This window comes from uncultured Maribacter sp. (genome assembly GCF_947496775.1).
GTDB lineage: Bacteria > Bacteroidota > Bacteroidia > Flavobacteriales > Flavobacteriaceae > Maribacter_B.
In genome coordinates this window covers 127,034-147,194 of the sequence record NZ_CANMDU010000004.1, presented here as the reverse complement: position 1 = coordinate 147,194, position 20,161 = coordinate 127,034, and the positions used below count along the sequence as shown (strand labels likewise).

Here is a 20,161-nt window from a genome sequence, read left to right as displayed (position 1 = left end):
TTTTTAAACTATTTCTAACAGTTTGTATATAAGAATAGTAACAGAATTATTTTTTTAATAAAATATAGCTATATCCTTAATTATTAAACACTTTGGGGTGTTCCAAAAGAATTTATCCTATTTTTGCGCCCTTAAATTAATGATGTGAAAAAGTATCTAAATCTTTTCGATTTTAAACAAAAAGTAGATTATAAAACAGAAATACTTTCTGGTTTAACCGTAGCTTTAGCATTAGTTCCAGAAGCTATAGCATTTGCACTTATCCCAGGATTTTCTCCTTTAACAGGATTATATGCGGCTTTTGTATTGGCGCTAATTACTTCGATTTTTGGGGGTAGACCAGGAATGATATCTGGTGCTACCGGAGCTGTTGCCGTTGTTTTTATAGGGCTTATTTTAGAGTTAAAACGCCACTTCCCAGGAATAGAACCAGAGACCATACTTAACTATGTATTCGCCACGGTTATTATTGCAGGAGGTTTACAGATTTTAGCAGGAGTACTTAGATTAGGGAAATTTATACGTTTAGTTCCTCACCCAGTTATGTTTGGATTTGTAAATGGATTGGCTATAATTATTTTTATGGCACAATTTCCTAACTTTTATCAGAAAGGAACAGATAGTCTTTTAGAAGGGAATTCTATGTATATAATGCTTGGTTTAACCCTTTTGACCATGTTAATTATTTGGGGGTTACCAAAATTAACAAAAGCAGTGCCTTCTTCTTTGGTAGCTATTATAGTGGTTTCTGCGATTGTTTTAGGATTTGGAATTGATACACTTACTGTAGCAGATACCATGAAAGAGGGGGAGTCTATAAAAGGAGGTTTTCCGCCAATATCTATTCCCAATATACCTTTCACATGGGAAACATTTAAAATAATAGTACCTTATTCTGCAATAGTTGCGGGAGTAGGTTTAATAGAGAGTTTACTCACTTTGAATATTGTCGACGAAATTACAGATACTAGAGGGCGTAGTAATAAAGAATGTGTAGCCCAAGGAACGGCAAATATCCTTTCGGGATTTTTATCAGGAATGGGTGGTTGCGCAATGATTGGACAGAGTTTAATTAATACATCTTCGGGAGCAAGAGCTCGTTTATCCGGAATTACTGCAGCAGTAATGTTATTAGTATTCATTATGTTTGGGTCAGATTTAATAGAGCAACTACCAATGGCTGCATTAGTAGGACTAATGTTTATGGTAGCTATAGGAACATTTGAATGGGCAAGTTTTAAGACTTTTAGAAAAATGCCTAATTCCGATGTAATAGTAATGGTTTTAGTAACTTTAATTACAGCTATTACACACAACTTAGCCATAGCGGTGTTATTTGGAGTTATTATTTCTGCACTAGCTTATTCTTGGGAAAATGCAAAACGTATTAGAGCAAGAAAATATGTGGATGATAAAGGAATAAAACACTATGAAATTTTTGGACCTTTATTTTTTGGTTCTACCACCCTTTTTAATGAAAAGTTTGATATTCAAGGAGACCCTGAAGAGATAATTATAGATTTTAAAGAAAGTAGAGTAGCAGATATGTCTGGTATAGAAGCTCTAAACAAGCTTACAGAACGTTATTTAAAAGTGGGTAAAAAAGTACATTTAAGACATTTAAGTAAAGACTGCATACGCCTACTTAAAAATGCTGATGATATAATTGATGTAAATGTTTTAGAGGATCCTACGTATAAAGTCGTTGCTAAATAAATCTAATTATAAAAGAAGATTTGTAGAAAGTAACTTTAAGGCGGGACAATTAAAACCAAAAAGAGAGCATCTATTTTTAGATGCTCTCTTTTTTAGTATAAAATAATGTTACAAAGTTCTTAAGTACTCAGCTATAGCTCTTGCTTCGTCTTCTTTAAGATTTTGATTAAGCATTACAGCATTGTTATATTCTTTTAAAAGGGCTTTTGCAATAGGGTCCTCTTTAATCATACCATCAGGATTTAAAATCATATTCATTACCCATTCTGGACTTCTTCTTTCATAAACACCTTTTAACGCTGGGCCAATTAAACGTTTATCTGGTAAATGGCAAGCAGTACATATTGCTTTGTATTTAGCAGCTCCGGCATCGGCCATATCCTTATCAATATCAGCTCCAAATTCTAAAGAAGTAACAGGACCAACACCTTTGTTATTTAAGTCTACAGGAACTTCCTCTTTTGTAGTAGTAGATTTTGCTTCTTTTTTGGCTCTGTTCATTTCAAAACCGCCTTTTTTTTCTTCTTTTTTTTCGCCGCAGCTTACTATTAAGGCTCCTAAAGCCAAAATGGTGAATATTTTTTTCATTATTTATTTGAGTTTGATGCCACTAATATAAGAAATAGAAAAAATTAAAACACCTCATTTAAGAAGTTTACGGCTCTTTTTTCCGTATATGTTATGTTTTTTTTGCCATAGAACCCAACATGCCCGCCATATTTTGGAGTTTCTAAATGTAAATAGTCATGATTTTTGGCTATTTCAATTGGGTAACAGCTTTTTCCTAAAAAGGAATCGTTTTGCGCGTTAATTAAAAGAACTGGCTTATTAATGTTTGGGAGAAACTGTAAACAACTACTTTTTGCATAATAATCTAGGGCGTTCTTAAAACCATGAGCTTTGCTGGTATAAAAATTATCAAAATCTAATAGTGTACGAATGGTCTTAATATCTTTATCTAAAACTTTGTCTGGAAATAATTTTTGCTTTTCTTTTAATTTTCCAATCAAGTGTTTTTTAAACCTTATTGCATAAGGTATATTTTTTGACTTTAATAATTGTTGCAAAGAATTATGTAAATCGCAAGGAACCGAAATGGCAACAGCTCCTTTTATTTCTTTCGGGATATTGGTATTCTCTCCTAAATATTTTAAGGTTAAGTTCCCTCCAAGACTAAAGCCTTTAATATATATACTAGAGTAATTTTTAGTCTCTAAGATGTGCTGTATAGTAGCTTTTAAATCTTCTGTAGCTCCAGAATGGTATGACCTATATACACGATTAATTTCTCCACTGCATCCTCTTAAATTAATAGCGCAAACATCATAATGGTGGTTATTGAAAAGTGTAGCACTCCCTGTAATGTAAGCGCGCTGCGCGTTACCTTCTAATCCGTGAATTAATAGCACAACTTTTTTAGTTTTTTTTGTAGAATAACTCCAATCTAAATCTAAAAAATCGCCATCAGAAAGCATTATTCTTTCTCTTTTTTGGGATACGTTTTTTACTTGCCTAAAAATCCCAGAATAAATGGTGGACAAATGCCCATTTTTAAATATAAGAGGTGGGTTATAGCTAGAGGATACAACGGGCATCTATTTAGGATAAATTTCTAAATATTTGGCCTGTTCTTCAATTGCAAATTTAAACTCAGATTTTAAATTGGCAACCAATTCGGTTACAGAAACGGTATTATCAATAGTTGCGACTCCTTGCCCAGCGGACCATATAGTTTTCCAAGCTTTTGCCTCGGTATCTAATTCTTTACCAAAATCTATTTTCTTATCCTTTTTTAAATCCTCTTCTGTAATACCTGCAGCTTGTAAACTGGCACCTAAGAAATTGGCATGTACGCCTGAGATAGATGCTGTGTAAACAACATCACTCGCTCCAGCATCAATAATCATTTTTTTATAATCCTCAGTAGCTTTACTTTCGTTCGTATTAATAAAACGAGTACCCATGTAGGCTAAATCTGCGCCTGTTTGCAATGAAGTTGCTATGTCTCTCCCGGTGCTTATACAACCAGAAAGCAAGATTGTTTTTTTAAAAAACTGTTTTATCTCTGCAACAAAACTCATTGGGTTTAGAGTGCCTCCATGTCCTCCAGCTCCTGCAGCGACGAGTATTAAACCATCTACTCCTGCAGCGGCAGCTTTTTTAGCATGCCGCTTTTTTATTACGTCATGATAAACCAAACCACCGTAGCTATGAATAGCATCTACTACTTGAGAAACTGCCCCTAAAGAAGTTATTATAAGCGGCACTTTATGTTTTATACATAGTTTTATATCGTCTTGCAACCTTGGGTTGGTTGGGTGTACAATAAGGTTAACACCAAATGGAGCAGCTTTTTTACCTGTTTCTTTTTCAAAAGCTTCCAAGGTTGTTTTTATTTCTATAAGCCATTCTTCAAAACCTTCAGATGTACGTTGGTTAAGTGCAGGAAAAGTACCCACAATACCATTTTTACAACATTCTATAACAAGTTGAGGTCCAGAAATTAGAAACATTGGAGCTGCGATAGCTGGTAATGAAAGTTCGTTAATAAAAGAAGGTTTATTACTCATGTTATGAAGCTTTTAGAAGTGAAATAAAATTAAGTATAAAATTTTTTGAAAAAAAATGCTCGATTATTCAAAACTATGGTATTTTTATCAGGTATTATGCATGCATAGCAAAAAAATATTATATGTACTTAAAAGAATTTGAAATTAGGTGGAGTGATGTAGATGCTAATAGGCATTTGGCGAACTCGGCATATTTAAATTTTATGAGTCACACTCGTATGGCTTTTTTAATGGAATTGGGGTTTAATCATAAAACCATGGCAGAACAAGGTATTGGTCCTGTCGTTTTTTACGAACATATGTATTACTTTAAAGAGGCTTTTCCAGGGAGGCCCGTAAAAGTGTCGATGGAAGTTGTTGGTATGAGTGATGATGGTAAGTTTTTTGAATTTCATCATAATTTTTATGATTATAAAGGAAGAAATTTTGCCCATTGCGAAATGATGGGGGCTTGGATGGATTTAAAAACTAGAGCTTTAACTGGTCTTTCGGAAGACTTTTTAACAGCGTTTAATAGTGTTGAAAAACCAGAAAACTTTAGAGTTTTATCTAAAGAAGACACTCGAAAATTTGCAAAACTTCCTAAAGATTTAGTTTAGGTTTTTTGGTAGCTAAATAAACACCAATAAATATTAGAAGAGTGGCTCCTATTTTTAAGGTATTTAGTGTGTCTTTTCCTGTAACAAGAGCAAAAATTATGCCTATTAAAGGTTGTACGTATACAAAGGCACTAACCGTAGAAGCTTTTAATTGTGTTAGAGCAAAACCATTAAATAGATAGGTTAAAAACGTAGTGCAAAAAATTACAAAACCAATAGAGGCGATAGCATGTATAGGTAAAGATACCCATTGAATTTGACTTGCTTCCGAAAAAGTAATAGGAAGGTTAATTACAATTCCTATAGTAAACATCCATTTCATTAAACGAAAAAGGTGGTATTTTTCTATTAGTTTTTTAACGAGGATTAGGTAAGTTCCGTAACAAACACAGTTAACAATAAATAGGATATTTCCAAGAGGAATATTAGGTGCATTCTGTGCCGATTTTGCTCCAAAAAGGATAAGGGTTACAGCACCTATAAAGCCAATTATAATTCCCGTAGCTTTAAGTAATTTTATTTTTTCTTTTATTAAAAAAGCAGATAAAATAACCGTAATTATTGGGGTTACAGTAATTAATACTGCACTATTTATAGGAGTAGAAAGTTCTAGTCCTTTAAAAAAACCTAACATATTAATGGCCATTCCAAATATGGAACAAAGTATTAACTTAGGCCAATCTTGTTTGTCTATTTTCTCTTTTGGAATAAAAAAAGAAGCTATCCAGAATAATATAGCAGCGCCAATAACTCGTAATAATATAAAACCAAAAGGTTTTACATATATGGGCATTACCCCCTTAGCGACAGTATGGTTAATACCATATATAATTGTAGTCGCCAATGCGGCTAGTATAGCAAGTGTTCTTTGGTTCAAGAATGTATATTTAGTTTGGCAGCTTCAACCGTTTTTTTACTATTTCCGATAAAGATTTTGTTGCTATTTATTAACACAGGCCTTTTAAGAAAGGTATAGTGTTCTAAAATAAGCTCTTTATAATCGTTTTCGGTTAAAGCTTTTTCTTTTAAATTTCTTTCTTTAAATAATCTAGCTCTTTTACTAAACAAAGATTCATAGGAACCAGAAAGAGCATGCATTTCTGCTAATTGTTCAGAAGTAATACTATCATTTTTAATATCTTGGAGCGTAAAGCCATCTAGTGGCTGTAATTCTTTAATTATTCTTTTACAGGTATCGCAAGTGCTTAAATGATACAATTTTTTCATATCGAAATCTATTTAGATATTTATTTGGCAAAGAAACCATATTTAAAGGTAATGTTCTATTTTTGATAGAGTAAAAGGAATCCTTGTAACTCTAAAAAATAATCTTAGTGGAAAAGCTATTTGATATTACTTTAAAGAATAGAAAAATATTGTATAGAATATTAGAAAATACACCGAAGGAACAATTGGTTAAAATACCAGAGGGTTTTAGAAATAGTATTTGGTGGAATATTGCACATGTAGTAGTAACGCAGCAATTACTCGTTTATAAAATGAGTAATTTAGAGATGAAAATAGATACCGCTATTATTGATAAGTATAAAAAAGGAACTGTACCAGACGGTACAGCTACAGATGAGGAAATAGAAATGATGTCTGCCTTTTTATTTTCTACTGCCGAATGGGTAGAAGAAGATTATAATAATGGAATTTTTAAAGAGTTTAATGAGTACACCACTACGCCAAAAATTACACTTACTAATGTGGAAGATGCTATAGCCTTTAATGTATACCATGAAGGGGTGCATTTAGGGGTAATTCTTTCTTTAGAAAAAGCTTTATTAAGTAATTAGAGCTTTAATTTTATAAGGAGATATTTTTTAACTTCTGAATAAGGAATGGTTAGAGTAATTGGGCCATCTGCATAAGAAGCTATTTCGTATTGGTTGTATAAAAGTTGCAATCCATTTTTGGTATACCCTATATTTGCTGGTAGAGAATAAGAATCATCTTCGAACATAAAACCAGTGTTATTAATAGGCGCGTTTTGCGATATATCTTCTTGTATTCTAAACTTAAGTTCGGCAAATTTTACAAAATCAAAATCGGTATTAAAAAGCTCCCAATTTTCTAGTTCCACTCCTTTTTTCTTATTAAAATTTAAAAATCTAGTGGAGGTATATCCATGAGCACCTCCAGTAAATAAATAAGAGGTGAGCATAATGGATATTACGTTTTTGTCCTCATAAGAAACTGCACCAGTGATAGAGGCTTCCCATTTGGTAGATTCTTCTGGGAATTTTTTCATTAGATCGGAGTATCCATTTTTAAAAGAGGAAATCGCTGTTTTTATAGAGTTTATTTCTACGGATTCATCAAAATTAAGAAGCGTTATAATTTCTTCTCTTATAGCTGTGTTTATAGCATTATCAATTTTGTCATTTTCCAAAGCTTTAGGGATATTAATTTTTACGACAGGACAAGTGTCGCATTCCGCTTCTTCAATTACTATAGGCTCAAACGATAATAAAGATTCATCTTTACAACTAGTTACAATTATTAAAAAAAAGAAAGCAATATATATAGGTTTCATATCTGAGGGGTACTATTTTTATTACACAAAAATACACCTTCATTATTATCCCCAAAGAGAATAGTGTAAATTTAAAAGGTATTACAAGCAATACGATTTTCGACTAAGTTAATTCTATTTTATGAATAAAGAAGATTTAAAGTTTAATAGTAAAACTATACATGGAGGGCAAGAACTAGAGAAAGGGTATGGAGCTATTATGCCACCAATATATCAAACTTCAACATTTGCCCAAGTTACGCCTGGAAAGCATAAAGGCTATGCTTATGCAAGGAGTGCAAACCCAACACGTACAGCGTTGGAAAATTCTTTAGCAAGTATAGAAAACGGAAATTATGGTTTGGCTTTTGGAAGTGGCTTGGCTGCTATTGATGCCATAATGAAATTGTTTAATCCTGGAGATGAAATTTTATCGAATTACGATTTGTATGGAGGAAGTTTTAGATTGTTTAAAGAAGTTTTTGAGAAATACGGATTAGTTTTTCATTTTATAAATATGCACGATGTAGAGACTATTGAAAATTATATAACAAAGAACACAAAGCTTATTTGGATGGAAACCCCTACCAATCCTATGCTGAATATATTAGATATTAAGGCAATAACAAATATAGCTAAGGAGCATAAACTACTTGTGGCGGTGGACAATACTTTTGCAACACCATATTTGCAAAGACCTATAGATTTGGGAGGGGATATAGTAATGCATTCTGCAACTAAATATTTAGGAGGTCATAGCGATACTGTAGTTGGTGGTATTGTCGTTAAGGAAAAAGAACTGGCAAATAAACTTTACTTTATTCAGAATGCAAGTGGAGCCGTTTGCGGACCCATGGATAGCTTTTTAGTTCTTAGAGGAATTAAAACATTACATGTAAGAATGCAACGGCATTGCGAAAATACAGCTACTATAGCGAAATTCCTTAATCAACACCCGAGAGTAGAAAAAGTATATTGGCCTGGTTTTAAGAACCACCCTAATCACGAAATTGCTAAAAATCAAATGAAATATTTTGGCGGGATGGTATCTTTTATGCCTAAAGAAGGGGATTATAATAGAGCTATAGAGATTATAAAAAAACTATCCCTTTTTACCTTAGCAGAATCTCTTGGCGGTGTAGAAAGTTTGGTGGGGCATCCTGCTAGTATGTCTCATGGAAGCATGCCAAAAGAAGAACGAGAAAAAATTGGTATTAAAGATGCATTAATTAGAGTTAGTGTTGGAATAGAAGATGTACAAGATTTAATAAAGGATTTGGAGAATGCTTTAAGTTAACTTGTTATGGTTTAGAACAATCTTAAGTTATATAAAATATTATTGCAAAAAGAATAAAAAAATACAAACTTACATCTAGTAGGAAAATACTTTCCTTATTGATTTTATGATAATTTAACGAAAAAAAATAGCAATATAATTATAGTAATGTCATAATTTCGCCGTTATATTTTCAAATTATCAATATTAATAAGATATTAAATTAGCTTTATGGAAGCAAAAATTAAAGGTTTTATGGATGAGGTGATAGCCAGAAATGGCCATGAACCTGAGTTCATCCAAGCAGTACAAGAGGTAGCAGAAACTGTGATACCATACATTGCTAAAAATGAAATATATAATGGTAAAAACGTTCTTTTGAGAATGGTAGAGCCAGAACGATTAATCTCGTTTAGAGTTGCTTGGGTAGATGACCAAGGAGAGATACATGTAAATAGAGGATATCGCATACAAATGAATTCTGCAATTGGCCCGTATAAAGGTGGTTTGCGTTTTCATCCTTCTGTGAATGCCAGTATCTTAAAGTTCTTAGCTTTTGAGCAAGTATTTAAAAATAGTTTAACTACACTGCCAATGGGTGGTGGTAAAGGTGGTTCCGATTTTGATCCTAAAGGAAAGTCAGATGATGAAGTAATGCGTTTTTGCCATGCCTTTATGTTAGAGCTAAACAGACATATTGGTCCAAACACAGATGTTCCTGCTGGAGATATTGGTGTCGGAGCAAGAGAAATAGGATTCCTTTTTGGAATGTATAAGAAAATTAGAAACGAATTTACCGGAGTATTAACAGGAAAAGGACTCTCTTGGGGAGGTTCCAAAATACGTCCTGAGGCTACTGGTTATGGCACAGTGTATTTTGCAGAAAGTATGCTAAAAACGCAAGGTAAAGATGTTGCTGGTAAAACAGTGGTTCTTTCTGGATCTGGTAACGTTGCGCAATATGCAGCAGAAAAAGTAATTCAATTAGGAGGTAAAGTGGTTACTTTATCCGATTCTGCTGGATATATTTATGACAAAGATGGTATTGATACAGAGAAATTGGCTTTTGTTATGGATTTAAAAAATAATAAAAGAGCCCGTATATCCGAATATACTAAAAAGTATAGTTCAGCCACCTATCATGCAGGAGAAAAACCTTGGAGTGTAGCTTGCGATATTGCTTTACCATGTGCAACACAAAATGAATTAAATGTGGAACATGCTAAAGAGTTAATTGCTAATGGCTGTATTTGTGTAGCAGAAGGAGCAAATATGCCTTCTACAGCAGACGCTATCCATGCTTTTCATGATGCTAAAATACTTTTTGCTCCAGGAAAAGCTTCAAATGCAGGTGGTGTGGCTACCTCTGGTTTAGAAATGTCCCAGAACTCCTTAAGAATTAGCTGGACAAGAGAAGAAGTAGACGAAAGATTAAAAGGAATTATGGCTGATATTCATAATTCTTGCATCGAATTTGGTTTGGAAGAAGATGGATATTGTAACTATGTTAAAGGAGCAAATATTGCTGGTTTTGTTAAAGTAGCAGATGCTATGTTAGCGCAAGGCGTTATATAATTCTTTTTAGGATTAAGTATAGAATTAGGCTTTCCGGTGTTCTGGAGAGCCTTTTTTGTTATATTACAATTATCTTTGATTAGATTTAATATTATTTATGCAAATAACAACTAAGGCCATAATTTTGTCTTCCTTAAAATACGGGGACACAAGTTTAATTGTAAAAGCATTTACAGCTTCGGATGGCCTTAAATCCTACTTATTAAAGGGAGTTTTAGCTTCAAAAAAAGGAAGGTTAAAAACAGCTTATTTTCAACCTTTAATGCAGTTAGACATAGTTGCTAATCATAGAAACAAAGGTACTTTAGAAAGTATTAAAGAAGCCAAAGTAAATTTTCATTACCAAACCTTACATTCGCAAATAGCAAAAAACGCCATGACTCTTTTTTTATCAGAAATGTTGGGTAATAGTATTCATGAAGAGGAGAGCAATGAAGATTTGTTTTTGTATTTAGAAACTATGTTGCAATGGTTAGATACGAATGATAAAATTGCTAATTTTCATCTTTATTTTTTATTGCATTTAACTAAGTATTTGGGAATATTTCCGGATACAACGAATAGCCATGAATCTTATTTCGATTTGTTAGAAGGAGAGTTTATAAACACCCCTTCTTTAAACCCTATTTTACAAAATGATAATTTGCTCAATTTTAAAACCCTATTGGGCATAAATTTTGATGCACTACATACCATTAGCCTAAATAAGCTAGGTAGGCAAGAGTTATTAAGATCGCTTATTCTGTATTTTGAATTACATTTGCAGGGATTTAGAAAACCCAAATCGTTAGACGTCTTAAATGAAGTTTTTAGTTAGTATGAAAAATGTAGGTTTACTAATGTTATTCCTTTTTTTTAACCTTATTTCCGCTCAAGAAATTAGGGTTGTGGACGGTATTACTAACGAACCTATAGTTAATGTAGCAGTATATAATAGCAGCAAAACAAAAACCACTATTACAGATTTTAACGGGTACTGTAATTTAGCAGAATTTGGTTCTAGCGAGCGTATTATTTTTAAACATATTAGTTACGATATTTATAAGAACACTAAAACGCAAATTGTTAAGCATAACCATAGAGTTTCGTTGGTTTTAAAACCAAACGAATTAGATGAGGTGGTAATGTCTATTTCTAAATGGGAACAGCAAAAAAAAGATATTCCTAATAAGATAGTTTCCGTAAATGCTAAAAGTATTGCTTTTACAACCCCACAAACGACTGCGGATGTTTTACAAAAAAGCGGAAAAGTGTTTGTGCAAAAAAGTCAGTTAGGAGGAGGCAGCCCTATGATTAGGGGGTTTGCAACGAACAGATTATTGATTTCCGTAGATGGGGTTCGTATGAATAATGCGATTTTTAGAGGTGGAAACGTACAAAATGTTATTTCTGTAGACCCTTTTACAATTGAGAATACAGAAATAATATTTGGACCTGGCTCTGTTATTTATGGTAGTGATGCTATAGGAGGGGTGATGAATTTTTACACCAAAAAAGCAAGTCTTTCTATGGGAGATAGTTTGGCCGTATCCGGAAATGCCAATTATCGTTTTTCAACTTCCAATATGGAAAATACTATACACGCTAATGTTAATGTTGGGAAGAAAAAATGGGGTTTGTTAACAAGCGTTACTTATAATGATTTTCAAGACTTGCAAATGGGTAGTTCTGGTCCCGACTCCTATTTAAGGAATTTCTACGTAAAAAGAGTCGAGGGGCAAGATGTATTGATACCTAATGATACTCCTAGAAAACAAGTTACTAGCGGCTATAGTCAGATAAACATTATGCAAAAAGTTTTGTTTAAACCTAATCGTAAATGGGATTTAAACTTGGGAACTTATTATTCGGAAACCTCAGATTATTCCAGGTATGATCGTTTAATTAGACCATCAAGTGATGGGGTGAGTTTGCGTTATGGAGATTGGTACTATGGACCACAAAAATGGTTCATGGCTAATATGCAATTACATAAAAAAGGGAATGGTAAGTTTTATGATGGTTTAAAAATTACAACAGCATATCAATACTTTGAGGAAAGTAGAAACAGTAGATATTTTGGAGATACTAATTTGTATTCTACGAATGAGAAAGTAGATGCGTTATCTACAAACTTAGATTTTGAAAATAAAAAAATTGGAGATTTACGGTTGTATTACGGAGGCGAGTTTATTTTTAACAAAGTATATTCTAAAGGAATAGAAAAGAACCTAGATACAGGAGAAACAGAAGAGGCTCCATCAAGATATCCGAACGGTTCTAGTTGGAAAACCGTTGCTGGCTATGTAAATGGAGAATATAAGGCTAAGCCTAATTTTACGTTTTTATCGGGTTTACGATATAGTCATGTTTGGATAAATGCAGACTTTGACACTACTTTTTATCCCTTTCCATTTGATAATGCCACGTTAAGTACAGGGGCTTTAACAGGAAGTTTGGGGTTAAGTTGGTTTCCTCAAAAAAACCTGCAAATAACATGTAATGGATCAACCGGTTTTAGATCTCCTAATATAGATGATGTAGGTAAAGTTTTTGATTCAGAACCTGGCTCCGTTGTAGTCCCTAATCTAGATTTGGAGCCAGAGTATGCCTATAATGTAGAGTTAGGGGTTCATAAAAATGTTAAAGACAAATTGGTTTTAAAAGGAGCGGCATTTTATACTTATTTAGTAGACGCACTAGTTCGAAGAGATTTTTTGTTTAATGGAGAATCAGAAATAATTTATAATGGAGAGTTAAGTACCGTACAAGCTATGCAAAATGCTGCGAAAGCTTATGTTTATGGCTTTGAATTTGGTTTAGATGCGTATTTGACAGAAAGTTTTTCTGTTTCTGGTAATTTAACCTTCACGGAAGGGATAGAAGAAGAGGATGACGGAACCGAATCCCCTGCAAGGCATGTATCTCCAACTTTCGGAGATTTGCATTTAGTTTGGAAAAATCAAAAATTAAAAACAGACTTATTTGTTAATTATAATGGAGAGATATCTTATAATAACTTAGCTACCTCAGAAAGGAACAAAGACTATATATATGCTTTAGATAAAGATGGTAATCCGTACTCGCCGTCATGGTACACGCTTAACTTTCGTTCGCAGTACGCTATTGCTTCCAGGTTTAAAATGTCTACTAGTTTAGAAAATATTACGAACCAAAGATATAGAACATATTCTTCGGGGATTACTGCTCCCGGAATTAATTTTATTTTAGGTATTGCATATCAATTTTAAATAAAAAAGGGCGAAACAGTAATGTTTCGCCCTTTTTTATGAGAATAAGTTCTTAGTGCTTTACTGCATCTTTAACTTTATCAGCAGCAGCTCCTGCAGCATCTTTAGCTTTGTCGGCAGCATCATTTGCAGCGTCTTTGGTTGCATCAACTGCGTTACCCGCAGCGTCTTTAGCAGCATCAACAGCTCCATTTGCAGCGTCTTTGGTAGCGTCAATTGCATTACCAGCAGCGTCAGCAGCATCACCAGCTACATCTTTAGCGGCATCAACTGCATTACCAGCAGCTTCTCCTGCAGCATCGGCAGCGTCAGTTGCAGCGTCAGCAGCAGCTTCTGTAGCGTCTTTTGCTTTGTCAGCAGTTTCTCTACAGGAAACAAAAGATACACTTAATGCAACCATTAAAATTGATCCTAAAATTACTTTTTTCATTGTGAATGTTTTTTAGTGTTTAATATGTTTTCAACGCAAATATATACGTAAAAAACCAAATTTTAGATGTTATTATCTAAGAAAGAAGGTATAAGGAGGTATATTGGTTGGGTTTAAGAGCCTTTTATTCAATCAAAATTTATAATTTTGCAGCCTTAATTTAAAGGTAGAGCACTGAAATAATGAAGTTTGCGGGATACAACAATTTAGACTTGCCAAAAGTGGCAGAAGAAATTCTTAATTACTGGAAGGAACACGATATTTTTGATAAAAGTGTTTCTTCGAGAGAAGGGAATCCAAGTTATGTTTTTTATGAAGGACCACCTTCGGCAAATGGTATGCCGGGTATTCATCATGTAATGGCTCGTACTATTAAGGATATTTTTCCTAGATATAAGACCATGAAAGGTTTTCAAGTAAAAAGAAAAGCAGGTTGGGATACCCATGGATTACCTATTGAATTAGGAGTAGAGAAAGAACTTGGTATTACCAAAGAAGATATAGGAAAAAAAATATCGGTAGAAGAATATAATGCAGCCTGTAAAAAAGCTGTAATGCGTTATACTGATGTTTGGAATGAAATGACCGAAAAAGTTGGATATTGGGTAGATATGGAGGATCCATATATTACCTATAAATCCAAGTATATGGAATCGGTTTGGTGGTTGTTAAAACAAATTTATAATAAAGACCTTATCTATAAAGGGTATACTATACAACCGTATTCTCCAAAAGCTGGTACTGGATTAAGTTCTCATGAATTAAATCAACCTGGGACGTATCAAGATGTAACAGACACTACTGTTACAGCACAATTTAAAGCGGTAGAAAATACGCTACCTAGCTTTTTACAAAATGAAGGGGACGTATATTTTTTAGCATGGACAACAACACCTTGGACGTTACCTAGTAATACTGCCTTAACAGTTGGTCCTAAAATAGAATATGTTTTAGTAGAGACTTACAACCAATATACATTTAAGCCAATGAATGTTGTTTTGGCAAAAAATTTAGTTGGGAAACAATTTGTTGGAAAATTTAAAGCTGTAGAAACAAAGCCAGAGCTATTAGAATATAAATCTGGGGATAAAAAGATACCATATTATATAGTAAAAGAGTTTAAAGGAAAGGATCTTGTTGGTATAAAATACGAACAACTAATAGGCTTAGTACAGCCTTATCAAAATGCAGAAAATGCGTTTAGAGTAATTGCAGGAGATTTTGTTACTACGGAAGATGGTACAGGTATTGTACATACGGCACCAACATTTGGCGCGGATGATGCTTTTGTGGCAAAGCAAGCTGTTCCAGAAATACCACCCTTACTCGTTTTAGATGAGAACGGAAATCCAGTTCCTTTAGTAGATTTACAGGGTAAATTTAGACCAGAATTAGGAGAATGGGGAGGTAAGTATGTTAAGAACGAATATTATGAAGAAGGAGAAGCTCCGGAGCGTTCTATAGATGTAGAAATAGCTATTCGTTTAAAGGAAGAAAATAAAGCCTTTAAAGTAGAAAAGTATGTTCATAGTTACCCAAATTGTTGGCGTACAGATAAACCTATATTGTATTATCCGTTAGATTCTTGGTTTATTAAAGTGACGGATGTAAAGGATAAAATGTTTCAATTAAATCAGACCATTAATTGGAAACCTAAATCTACAGGAGAAGGTAGGTTTGGTAACTGGCTAGCAAACGCCAATGATTGGAACCTTTCTAGGTCTAGATATTGGGGTATTCCTTTGCCAATTTGGCGAACAGAAGATGGTAAGGAAGAAATTATAATAGGCTCTGTATCCGAGTTAAAAGAAGAAATGACTAAAGCACAAAAAGCAGGTGTTTTAGATAAAGATATTTTTAAAGATTTCGTTGTTGGTGATATGAGTGACGAAAACTACGAGAAAATAGATTTACACAAGAATATTGTAGATCAAATTACTTTAGTTTCTCCATCAGGAAAACCAATGAAACGAGAAAGTGATCTTATTGATGTTTGGTTCGATAGTGGTTCTATGCCTTATGCACAATGGCATTATCCTTTTGAAAATAAGGATTTAATAGATAAAGGAGAGACATTCCCTGCAGATTTTATAGCCGAAGGAGTAGACCAAACCCGAGGTTGGTTTTACACACTACATGCAATTGCATCTATGGTCTTTGATTCCGTAGCCTATAAAAATGTAGTATCTAACGGATTAGTGCTAGATAAAGAAGGAAAGAAAATGTCTAAACGTTTAGGAAATGCTGTAGACCCCTTTGAAACTATGAGTGCTCATGGACCAGATGCGACCCGCTGGTACATGATTTCTAATGCTAACCCGTGGGATAATTTAAAGTTTGATGTAGAAGGAATAGCAGAGGTAAAAAGAAAGTTTTTTGGAACACTATATAATACGTATTCTTTCTTTGCTTTATATGCTAATTTGGATGATTTTAAATATGCAGAAGCAGAAATTCCACTAATTGAAAGACCAGAAATAGACCGATGGATTCTATCTGAATTAAATAGTTTAATTAAAAAGGTAGATCAAGCCTATGAAGAATATGAACCAACAAGGGCTACCAGAGCAATTTCGGATTATGTACAAGAATACCTAAGTAACTGGTATGTTAGATTGTGTAGAAGGCGTTTTTGGAAAGGAGAATATGAGCAAGATAAAATTTCGGCATACCAGACACTTTATACCTGTTTGGTTACTATAGCAAAGTTATCTGCTCCAGTGGCACCGTTCTTTATGGATAGACTTTACAAAGACTTAACAAATACAGCAGAAAAAGGCGCAGTTGAAAGCGTACATTTGGCAGACTTTCCTATTTGTAATAAAGAATTTATAGATAATGAGTTAGAAAGTAAAATGGAAAATGCGCAGACTATTACTTCTTTAGTTTTATCGATAAGACAAAAAGAAAAAATAAAAGTGCGTCAGCCATTACAAAAAATAATGGTTCCTATTTTAGACGAAAAACAAAAGCATGAAATAGAAGCTGTGGCAGATTTAATTAAATCGGAAGTAAATGTAAAAGAAATAGAATTACTAGATGACGCTTCTGGTATTTTGGTAAAACAGATAAAGCCTAATTTTAAGACTTTAGGACCTAAATATGGTAAAGAGATGAAGCAAATTGCTAAGGCGATTGCAGGACTTAAGCAAGAAGATATCCAAAAAATAGAGCAGAACGGCGAATTATCTATTGCAATAGAAAATAAAATTATTAATTTACAGTTACAGGATGTAGAGATTTCTTCTCAAGATATAGAAGGATGGTTAGTAGCAACATCAGGAAAAATTACAGTTGCATTAGATGTTACTATTAATGAGGAGTTAAAAAAAGAAGGAATTGCTAGAGAACTAGTAAATAGAATTCAAAACATTAGAAAAGAATCTGGATTTGAAGTAACAGATAAAATTGATATTAAAATGTTAAAGGACGGCATAGTTGAAGAAGCGGTTGCAAAGAATTTAACGTATATTAAGACGGAAACTTTAACAGCGGATTTACATTTTGAAGAAAAATTAGATAGTGGGACCGAAGTTGTTTTCGACCAAGTAAACACTAAATTGTTTATTGTAAAACATTAAAATATGGCAGAAGAGTTAAAAGTAAGATATTCAGACAAAGATTTAGAAGAATTTAGAAGTCTAATAGCAGAGAAAATTGTGAAAGCAAAAAGTCATCTAGAGTTACTTAAGAGTTCTTATATGAATGATGGTAATAATGGTACTGATGATACCTCACCTACTTTTAAAGCTTTTGAAGAAGGTTCACAAACTATGAGTAAAGAAGCTAATACACAATTAGCTATCCGTCAGGAGAAATTTATTAGAGATTTAAAAAATGCGGTTCTTCGTATAGAAAATAAGACATACGGAATTTGTAGAGTTACTGGTAAGCTGATTAATAAAGAACGGCTTAAGCTTGTGCCTCATGCAACATTGAGTATAGAAGCTAAGAATATGCAAAAATAATTTAAACGCCCTATTCAGGGCGTTTTTTTTGTAATATGGTTAAGAAATTTATTTGTATTCTCATTTTAATATGCTCTTTTTTTGGGTACACTCAAAAACTAGTGAAAAAGTCTATCATAAATAAGAATATTTCGTCTATTAAAATTGAAGGAACTAATTGCTACTTGGTTGAAATTATAACGGAGAATAGAGAAGAAGTAATTGTAGAGGCTGCCATTGAGGGGGAATATAAAAAGGATTTAATTATTGCCATAGAGGAAGAAGGTTCTTCTATGAAAATAAATCCAATTTTTCAGCCTGTTTTTAGTAACCCTAATGATAAGCTTAGCGCGCATAAAGTGGTTTCTATAGCTCTACAAGTTACAATACCCAAAAGCATGCAAGTATCGTTTTTGGGAACAAGTAGCACTTTTGTAGCTTCTGGAGATTATAAAAAGTTGCAGGTTTCTTTAAAGGATGGTTTGTGCGAGTTGAGCAATATTTCTGGAGAGATTAATGTAGAAACACAAAGCGGAGATATTTTAGTAAAAAAAGCTGCGGGTAATTTTGTATTAAATAGTACGTATGGTAAGGTACAAAAAGAGATAATGCCTAGAGGAGACAGTCAGTTTTACTTAACAACTAATACGGGAAACATCCGATTAAAGAAAATGAAATAATAATGTCTATTTTTGCCACTTTATAATAATTGCAAATGAATTTAAAGAAGTCTTTAGTCTTAATATTTATTTTATTGTTTATAGATCAACTTAGTAAGATTTATGTAAAAACTCATTTTACATTAGGGGAATCTGTAGAAGTACTTAATTGGTTCAAAATTCTGTTTATTGAGAATGAAGGTGCTGCTTGGGGGGCCAAATTAAGTGATATTATGCCAGTATCAGATGCAACTGGTAAATTAATATTAACCGTGTTTAGGTTATTTGCTATAACGGGAATAGGATATTGGTTGTATGATGTAATTCGTAAAAAAGGCTCTAGCACGTTGGTTGTTGCAGTTTCCTTTATTTTCGCCGGTGCCTTGGGTAATATTTTGGATTCTTTATTTTATGGAGTTATTTTTAATGATAGTTATAATAATGTAGCTACGCTATTTTCTGAAGAGCCCTATGGCGGTTTCTTTTATGGAAAAGTAGTAGACATGCTCTATTTTCCAATGGTAGATACAATATGGCCAGAATGGGTACCTTATTTCGGTGGAAGTAATTTTAGATTTTTTGAACCGGTTTTTAATGTAGCAGACACGGCTATAAGTACAGGAGTAGGTATTTTACTGGTGTTTAATAAAAAAGCGTTTGGCCAAGAAGAAATAAAAACAGAACAAGAAGATTAAGGAGTATTAAAAAAGTATGTTTTTTCTGGTGTAATGCAATAATCTAGAGGCACGTCGCCTTTGTAAACATCAGTAATAGTTTCTACGCAAGGGAATAAAGATAATCCTACCTTTATTACGTTTGGTTTGCATTGTTTTAAAAAAGTGTCGTAATATCCTTTGCCGTAACCAATTCTATTCCCATTATTATCAAAAGCTAATAATGGAACAAAAACTACATCTATGTCTTGAGGGGCAACTTTAAACCCATCTACTGGTTCAGGAACTCCCCATTTATTCGTTTTTAACCTTGTGCTATCTGTTAAAAGATAATTTTCTAATTGGTTACTTCCTATCACCTTAGGAATTATAACATTTTTATCTTTTCCTTGTAAAATAGATAGTATAAAACTAGTATCTATTTCCTTTTTCTTCTCAATAGGTAAATAGATATGATAATTATTAAAACCCCAAATAGGTAATTTTAATAATTTATTAGATAAGGTTAAGCTAGAGTTTAATAAAGATTGTAAAGAGATAGATGCTCTCTTTTCTATAAATAATTTACGCAAATCTTGTTTCAACATTTTTCGTAGTTGATATAGGTTTTGCGGTAAGCTAATGTATTTTTTATTCTTTTACAGATCCTGCAAAGAAAACTTTAAAAAACAACATTAATATTAAATAAGTTCCTAATGTAATGATATAACTGTCCATGTTTGTTCGGGTTTGATGTTCTAAATATAGAAAAAAAATCGTTATAATGCCTATTAAATGCACTTTTTTATCGATGAAATACACTTTAATAAGAAAAAGGCTACAATATATTTTATGTAAAAGAAGTATTTAAACGTGTTTTTTACATTTAAACTGTTGAAAATCAATAAATTAAAAATCGTATCTTTTTAAAACACAAAAAATGTTAAATAAATTTAAATTTTCTTGTTTTTTACGATTGTATCAAATT

The 20,161-nt window shown here is 32.9% G+C and carries 19 protein-coding genes; 11 read left to right on the top strand and 8 right to left on the bottom strand.

The window, feature by feature from the left end:
* Window positions 1-144 precede the first annotated feature (144 nt).
* Window positions 145-1,716 carry a SulP family inorganic anion transporter gene (locus Q0856_RS08730; protein ID WP_298478814.1) on the top strand — a complete coding sequence of 524 codons (1,572 nt, stop codon included), beginning with the start codon at window positions 145-147 and terminating at the stop codon, window positions 1,714-1,716.
* Between the two features lie 108 nt (window positions 1,717-1,824).
* On the opposite strand, the gene Q0856_RS08725 is transcribed toward Q0856_RS08730, so the two are convergent.
* Genes Q0856_RS08725 through Q0856_RS08715 form a run of 3 tightly spaced genes read right to left on the bottom strand, consistent with a single transcriptional unit; the run spans window position 1,825 to window position 4,286 of the window.
* A complete protein-coding gene (locus Q0856_RS08725; RefSeq protein WP_298478817.1) occupies window positions 1,825-2,304 on the bottom strand; it encodes a cytochrome c in 480 nt (159 codons plus the stop codon).
* A 44-nt stretch (window positions 2,305-2,348) separates the two neighbouring features.
* Entirely contained in the window at window positions 2,349-3,311 is a 963-nt protein-coding gene (locus Q0856_RS08720) for an alpha/beta fold hydrolase (RefSeq protein ID WP_298504210.1), read from the bottom strand.
* A complete protein-coding gene (locus Q0856_RS08715) occupies window positions 3,312-4,286 on the bottom strand; it encodes a nitronate monooxygenase (RefSeq protein ID WP_298478823.1) in 975 nt (324 codons plus the stop codon).
* A 122-nt stretch (window positions 4,287-4,408) separates the two neighbouring features.
* On the opposite strand from Q0856_RS08715, the gene Q0856_RS08710 reads away from it, so the two are divergent.
* Window positions 4,409-4,885 carry an acyl-CoA thioesterase gene (locus Q0856_RS08710; protein ID WP_298478826.1) on the top strand — a complete coding sequence of 159 codons (477 nt, stop codon included), beginning with the start codon at window positions 4,409-4,411 and terminating at the stop codon, window positions 4,883-4,885.
* Here Q0856_RS08710 and Q0856_RS08705 read toward each other — a convergent pair.
* Together Q0856_RS08705 and Q0856_RS08700 are read right to left on the bottom strand one after the other, a co-directional pair.
* Window positions 4,869-5,762 (bottom strand): DMT family transporter, encoded by an 894-nt coding sequence (locus Q0856_RS08705; RefSeq protein ID WP_298504207.1) that lies wholly within the window; start codon window positions 5,760-5,762, stop codon window positions 4,869-4,871. The genes Q0856_RS08710 and Q0856_RS08705 overlap by 17 nt on opposite strands.
* Entirely contained in the window at window positions 5,759-6,112 is a 354-nt protein-coding gene (locus tag Q0856_RS08700; RefSeq protein ID WP_298478831.1) for an ArsC/Spx/MgsR family protein, read from the bottom strand. The genes Q0856_RS08705 and Q0856_RS08700 overlap by 4 nt, the downstream gene beginning before the upstream one ends.
* Before the next feature lie 107 nt (window positions 6,113-6,219).
* On the opposite strand from Q0856_RS08700, the gene Q0856_RS08695 reads away from it, so the two are divergent.
* Window positions 6,220-6,684 carry a DinB family protein gene (locus Q0856_RS08695; RefSeq protein ID WP_298478834.1) on the top strand — a complete coding sequence of 155 codons (465 nt, stop codon included), beginning with the start codon at window positions 6,220-6,222 and terminating at the stop codon, window positions 6,682-6,684.
* Here the strand turns inward: Q0856_RS08695 and Q0856_RS08690 are convergent.
* Window positions 6,681-7,424 carry a DUF3298 and DUF4163 domain-containing protein gene (locus Q0856_RS08690; RefSeq protein WP_298504204.1) on the bottom strand — a complete coding sequence of 248 codons (744 nt, stop codon included), beginning with the start codon at window positions 7,422-7,424 and terminating at the stop codon, window positions 6,681-6,683. The genes Q0856_RS08695 and Q0856_RS08690 overlap by 4 nt on opposite strands.
* A gap of 121 nt (window positions 7,425-7,545) precedes the next feature.
* Between Q0856_RS08690 and Q0856_RS08685 the strand changes: the two genes are divergently transcribed.
* The 4 genes from Q0856_RS08685 to Q0856_RS08670 all read left to right on the top strand — a co-directional run bounded on the left by Q0856_RS08685 (window position 7,546) and on the right by Q0856_RS08670 (window position 13,484).
* Window positions 7,546-8,700 carry a PLP-dependent aspartate aminotransferase family protein gene (locus Q0856_RS08685; protein WP_298504201.1) on the top strand — a complete coding sequence of 385 codons (1,155 nt, stop codon included), beginning with the start codon at window positions 7,546-7,548 and terminating at the stop codon, window positions 8,698-8,700.
* A 210-nt stretch (window positions 8,701-8,910) separates the two neighbouring features.
* A complete protein-coding gene (gene gdhA, locus Q0856_RS08680; RefSeq protein WP_298504199.1) occupies window positions 8,911-10,254 on the top strand; it encodes an NADP-specific glutamate dehydrogenase in 1,344 nt (447 codons plus the stop codon).
* A 97-nt stretch (window positions 10,255-10,351) separates the two neighbouring features.
* Window positions 10,352-11,071, top strand: a complete 720-nt coding sequence (recO, locus tag Q0856_RS08675) for a DNA repair protein RecO (RefSeq protein ID WP_298504198.1) — start codon at window positions 10,352-10,354, stop codon at window positions 11,069-11,071.
* On the top strand, window positions 11,055-13,484 hold the full coding sequence (locus Q0856_RS08670; RefSeq protein ID WP_298478848.1) for a TonB-dependent receptor: 2,430 nt from the start codon (window positions 11,055-11,057) through the stop codon (window positions 13,482-13,484). Before recO ends, Q0856_RS08670 begins: the two co-directional genes overlap by 17 nt.
* A 52-nt stretch (window positions 13,485-13,536) precedes the next feature.
* Here the strand turns inward: Q0856_RS08670 and Q0856_RS08665 are convergent, their stop codons facing one another.
* A complete protein-coding gene (locus tag Q0856_RS08665; RefSeq protein WP_298504195.1) occupies window positions 13,537-13,914 on the bottom strand; it encodes a hypothetical protein in 378 nt (125 codons plus the stop codon).
* A gap of 182 nt (window positions 13,915-14,096) precedes the next feature.
* On the opposite strand from Q0856_RS08665, the gene ileS reads away from it, so the two are divergent.
* The 4 genes from ileS (at window position 14,097) to Q0856_RS08645 (ending at window position 19,215) form a co-directional block, all read left to right on the top strand.
* The gene (gene ileS / locus Q0856_RS08660; RefSeq protein WP_298478854.1) at window positions 14,097-17,495 is read left to right on the top strand and encodes an isoleucine--tRNA ligase; all 3,399 of its coding nucleotides are present in this window, start codon (window positions 14,097-14,099) and stop codon (window positions 17,493-17,495) included.
* Between the two features lie 3 nt (window positions 17,496-17,498).
* Window positions 17,499-17,882: a TraR/DksA C4-type zinc finger protein gene (locus Q0856_RS08655; RefSeq protein ID WP_298478857.1), complete on the top strand. Its 384-nt coding sequence runs from the start codon at window positions 17,499-17,501 to the stop codon at window positions 17,880-17,882.
* Window positions 17,883-17,983: 101 nt separating this feature from the next.
* Entirely contained in the window at window positions 17,984-18,541 is a 558-nt protein-coding gene (locus Q0856_RS08650; RefSeq protein WP_298504192.1) for a DUF4097 family beta strand repeat-containing protein, read from the top strand.
* Between the two features lie 35 nt (window positions 18,542-18,576).
* Window positions 18,577-19,215, top strand: a complete 639-nt coding sequence (locus Q0856_RS08645) for a lipoprotein signal peptidase (RefSeq protein ID WP_298504189.1) — start codon at window positions 18,577-18,579, stop codon at window positions 19,213-19,215.
* Here Q0856_RS08645 and Q0856_RS08640 read toward each other — a convergent pair.
* Window positions 19,212-19,781 carry a 5-formyltetrahydrofolate cyclo-ligase gene (locus Q0856_RS08640; RefSeq protein ID WP_298504186.1) on the bottom strand — a complete coding sequence of 190 codons (570 nt, stop codon included), beginning with the start codon at window positions 19,779-19,781 and terminating at the stop codon, window positions 19,212-19,214. The genes Q0856_RS08645 and Q0856_RS08640 overlap by 4 nt on opposite strands.
* Window positions 19,782-20,161 lie beyond the last annotated feature (380 nt).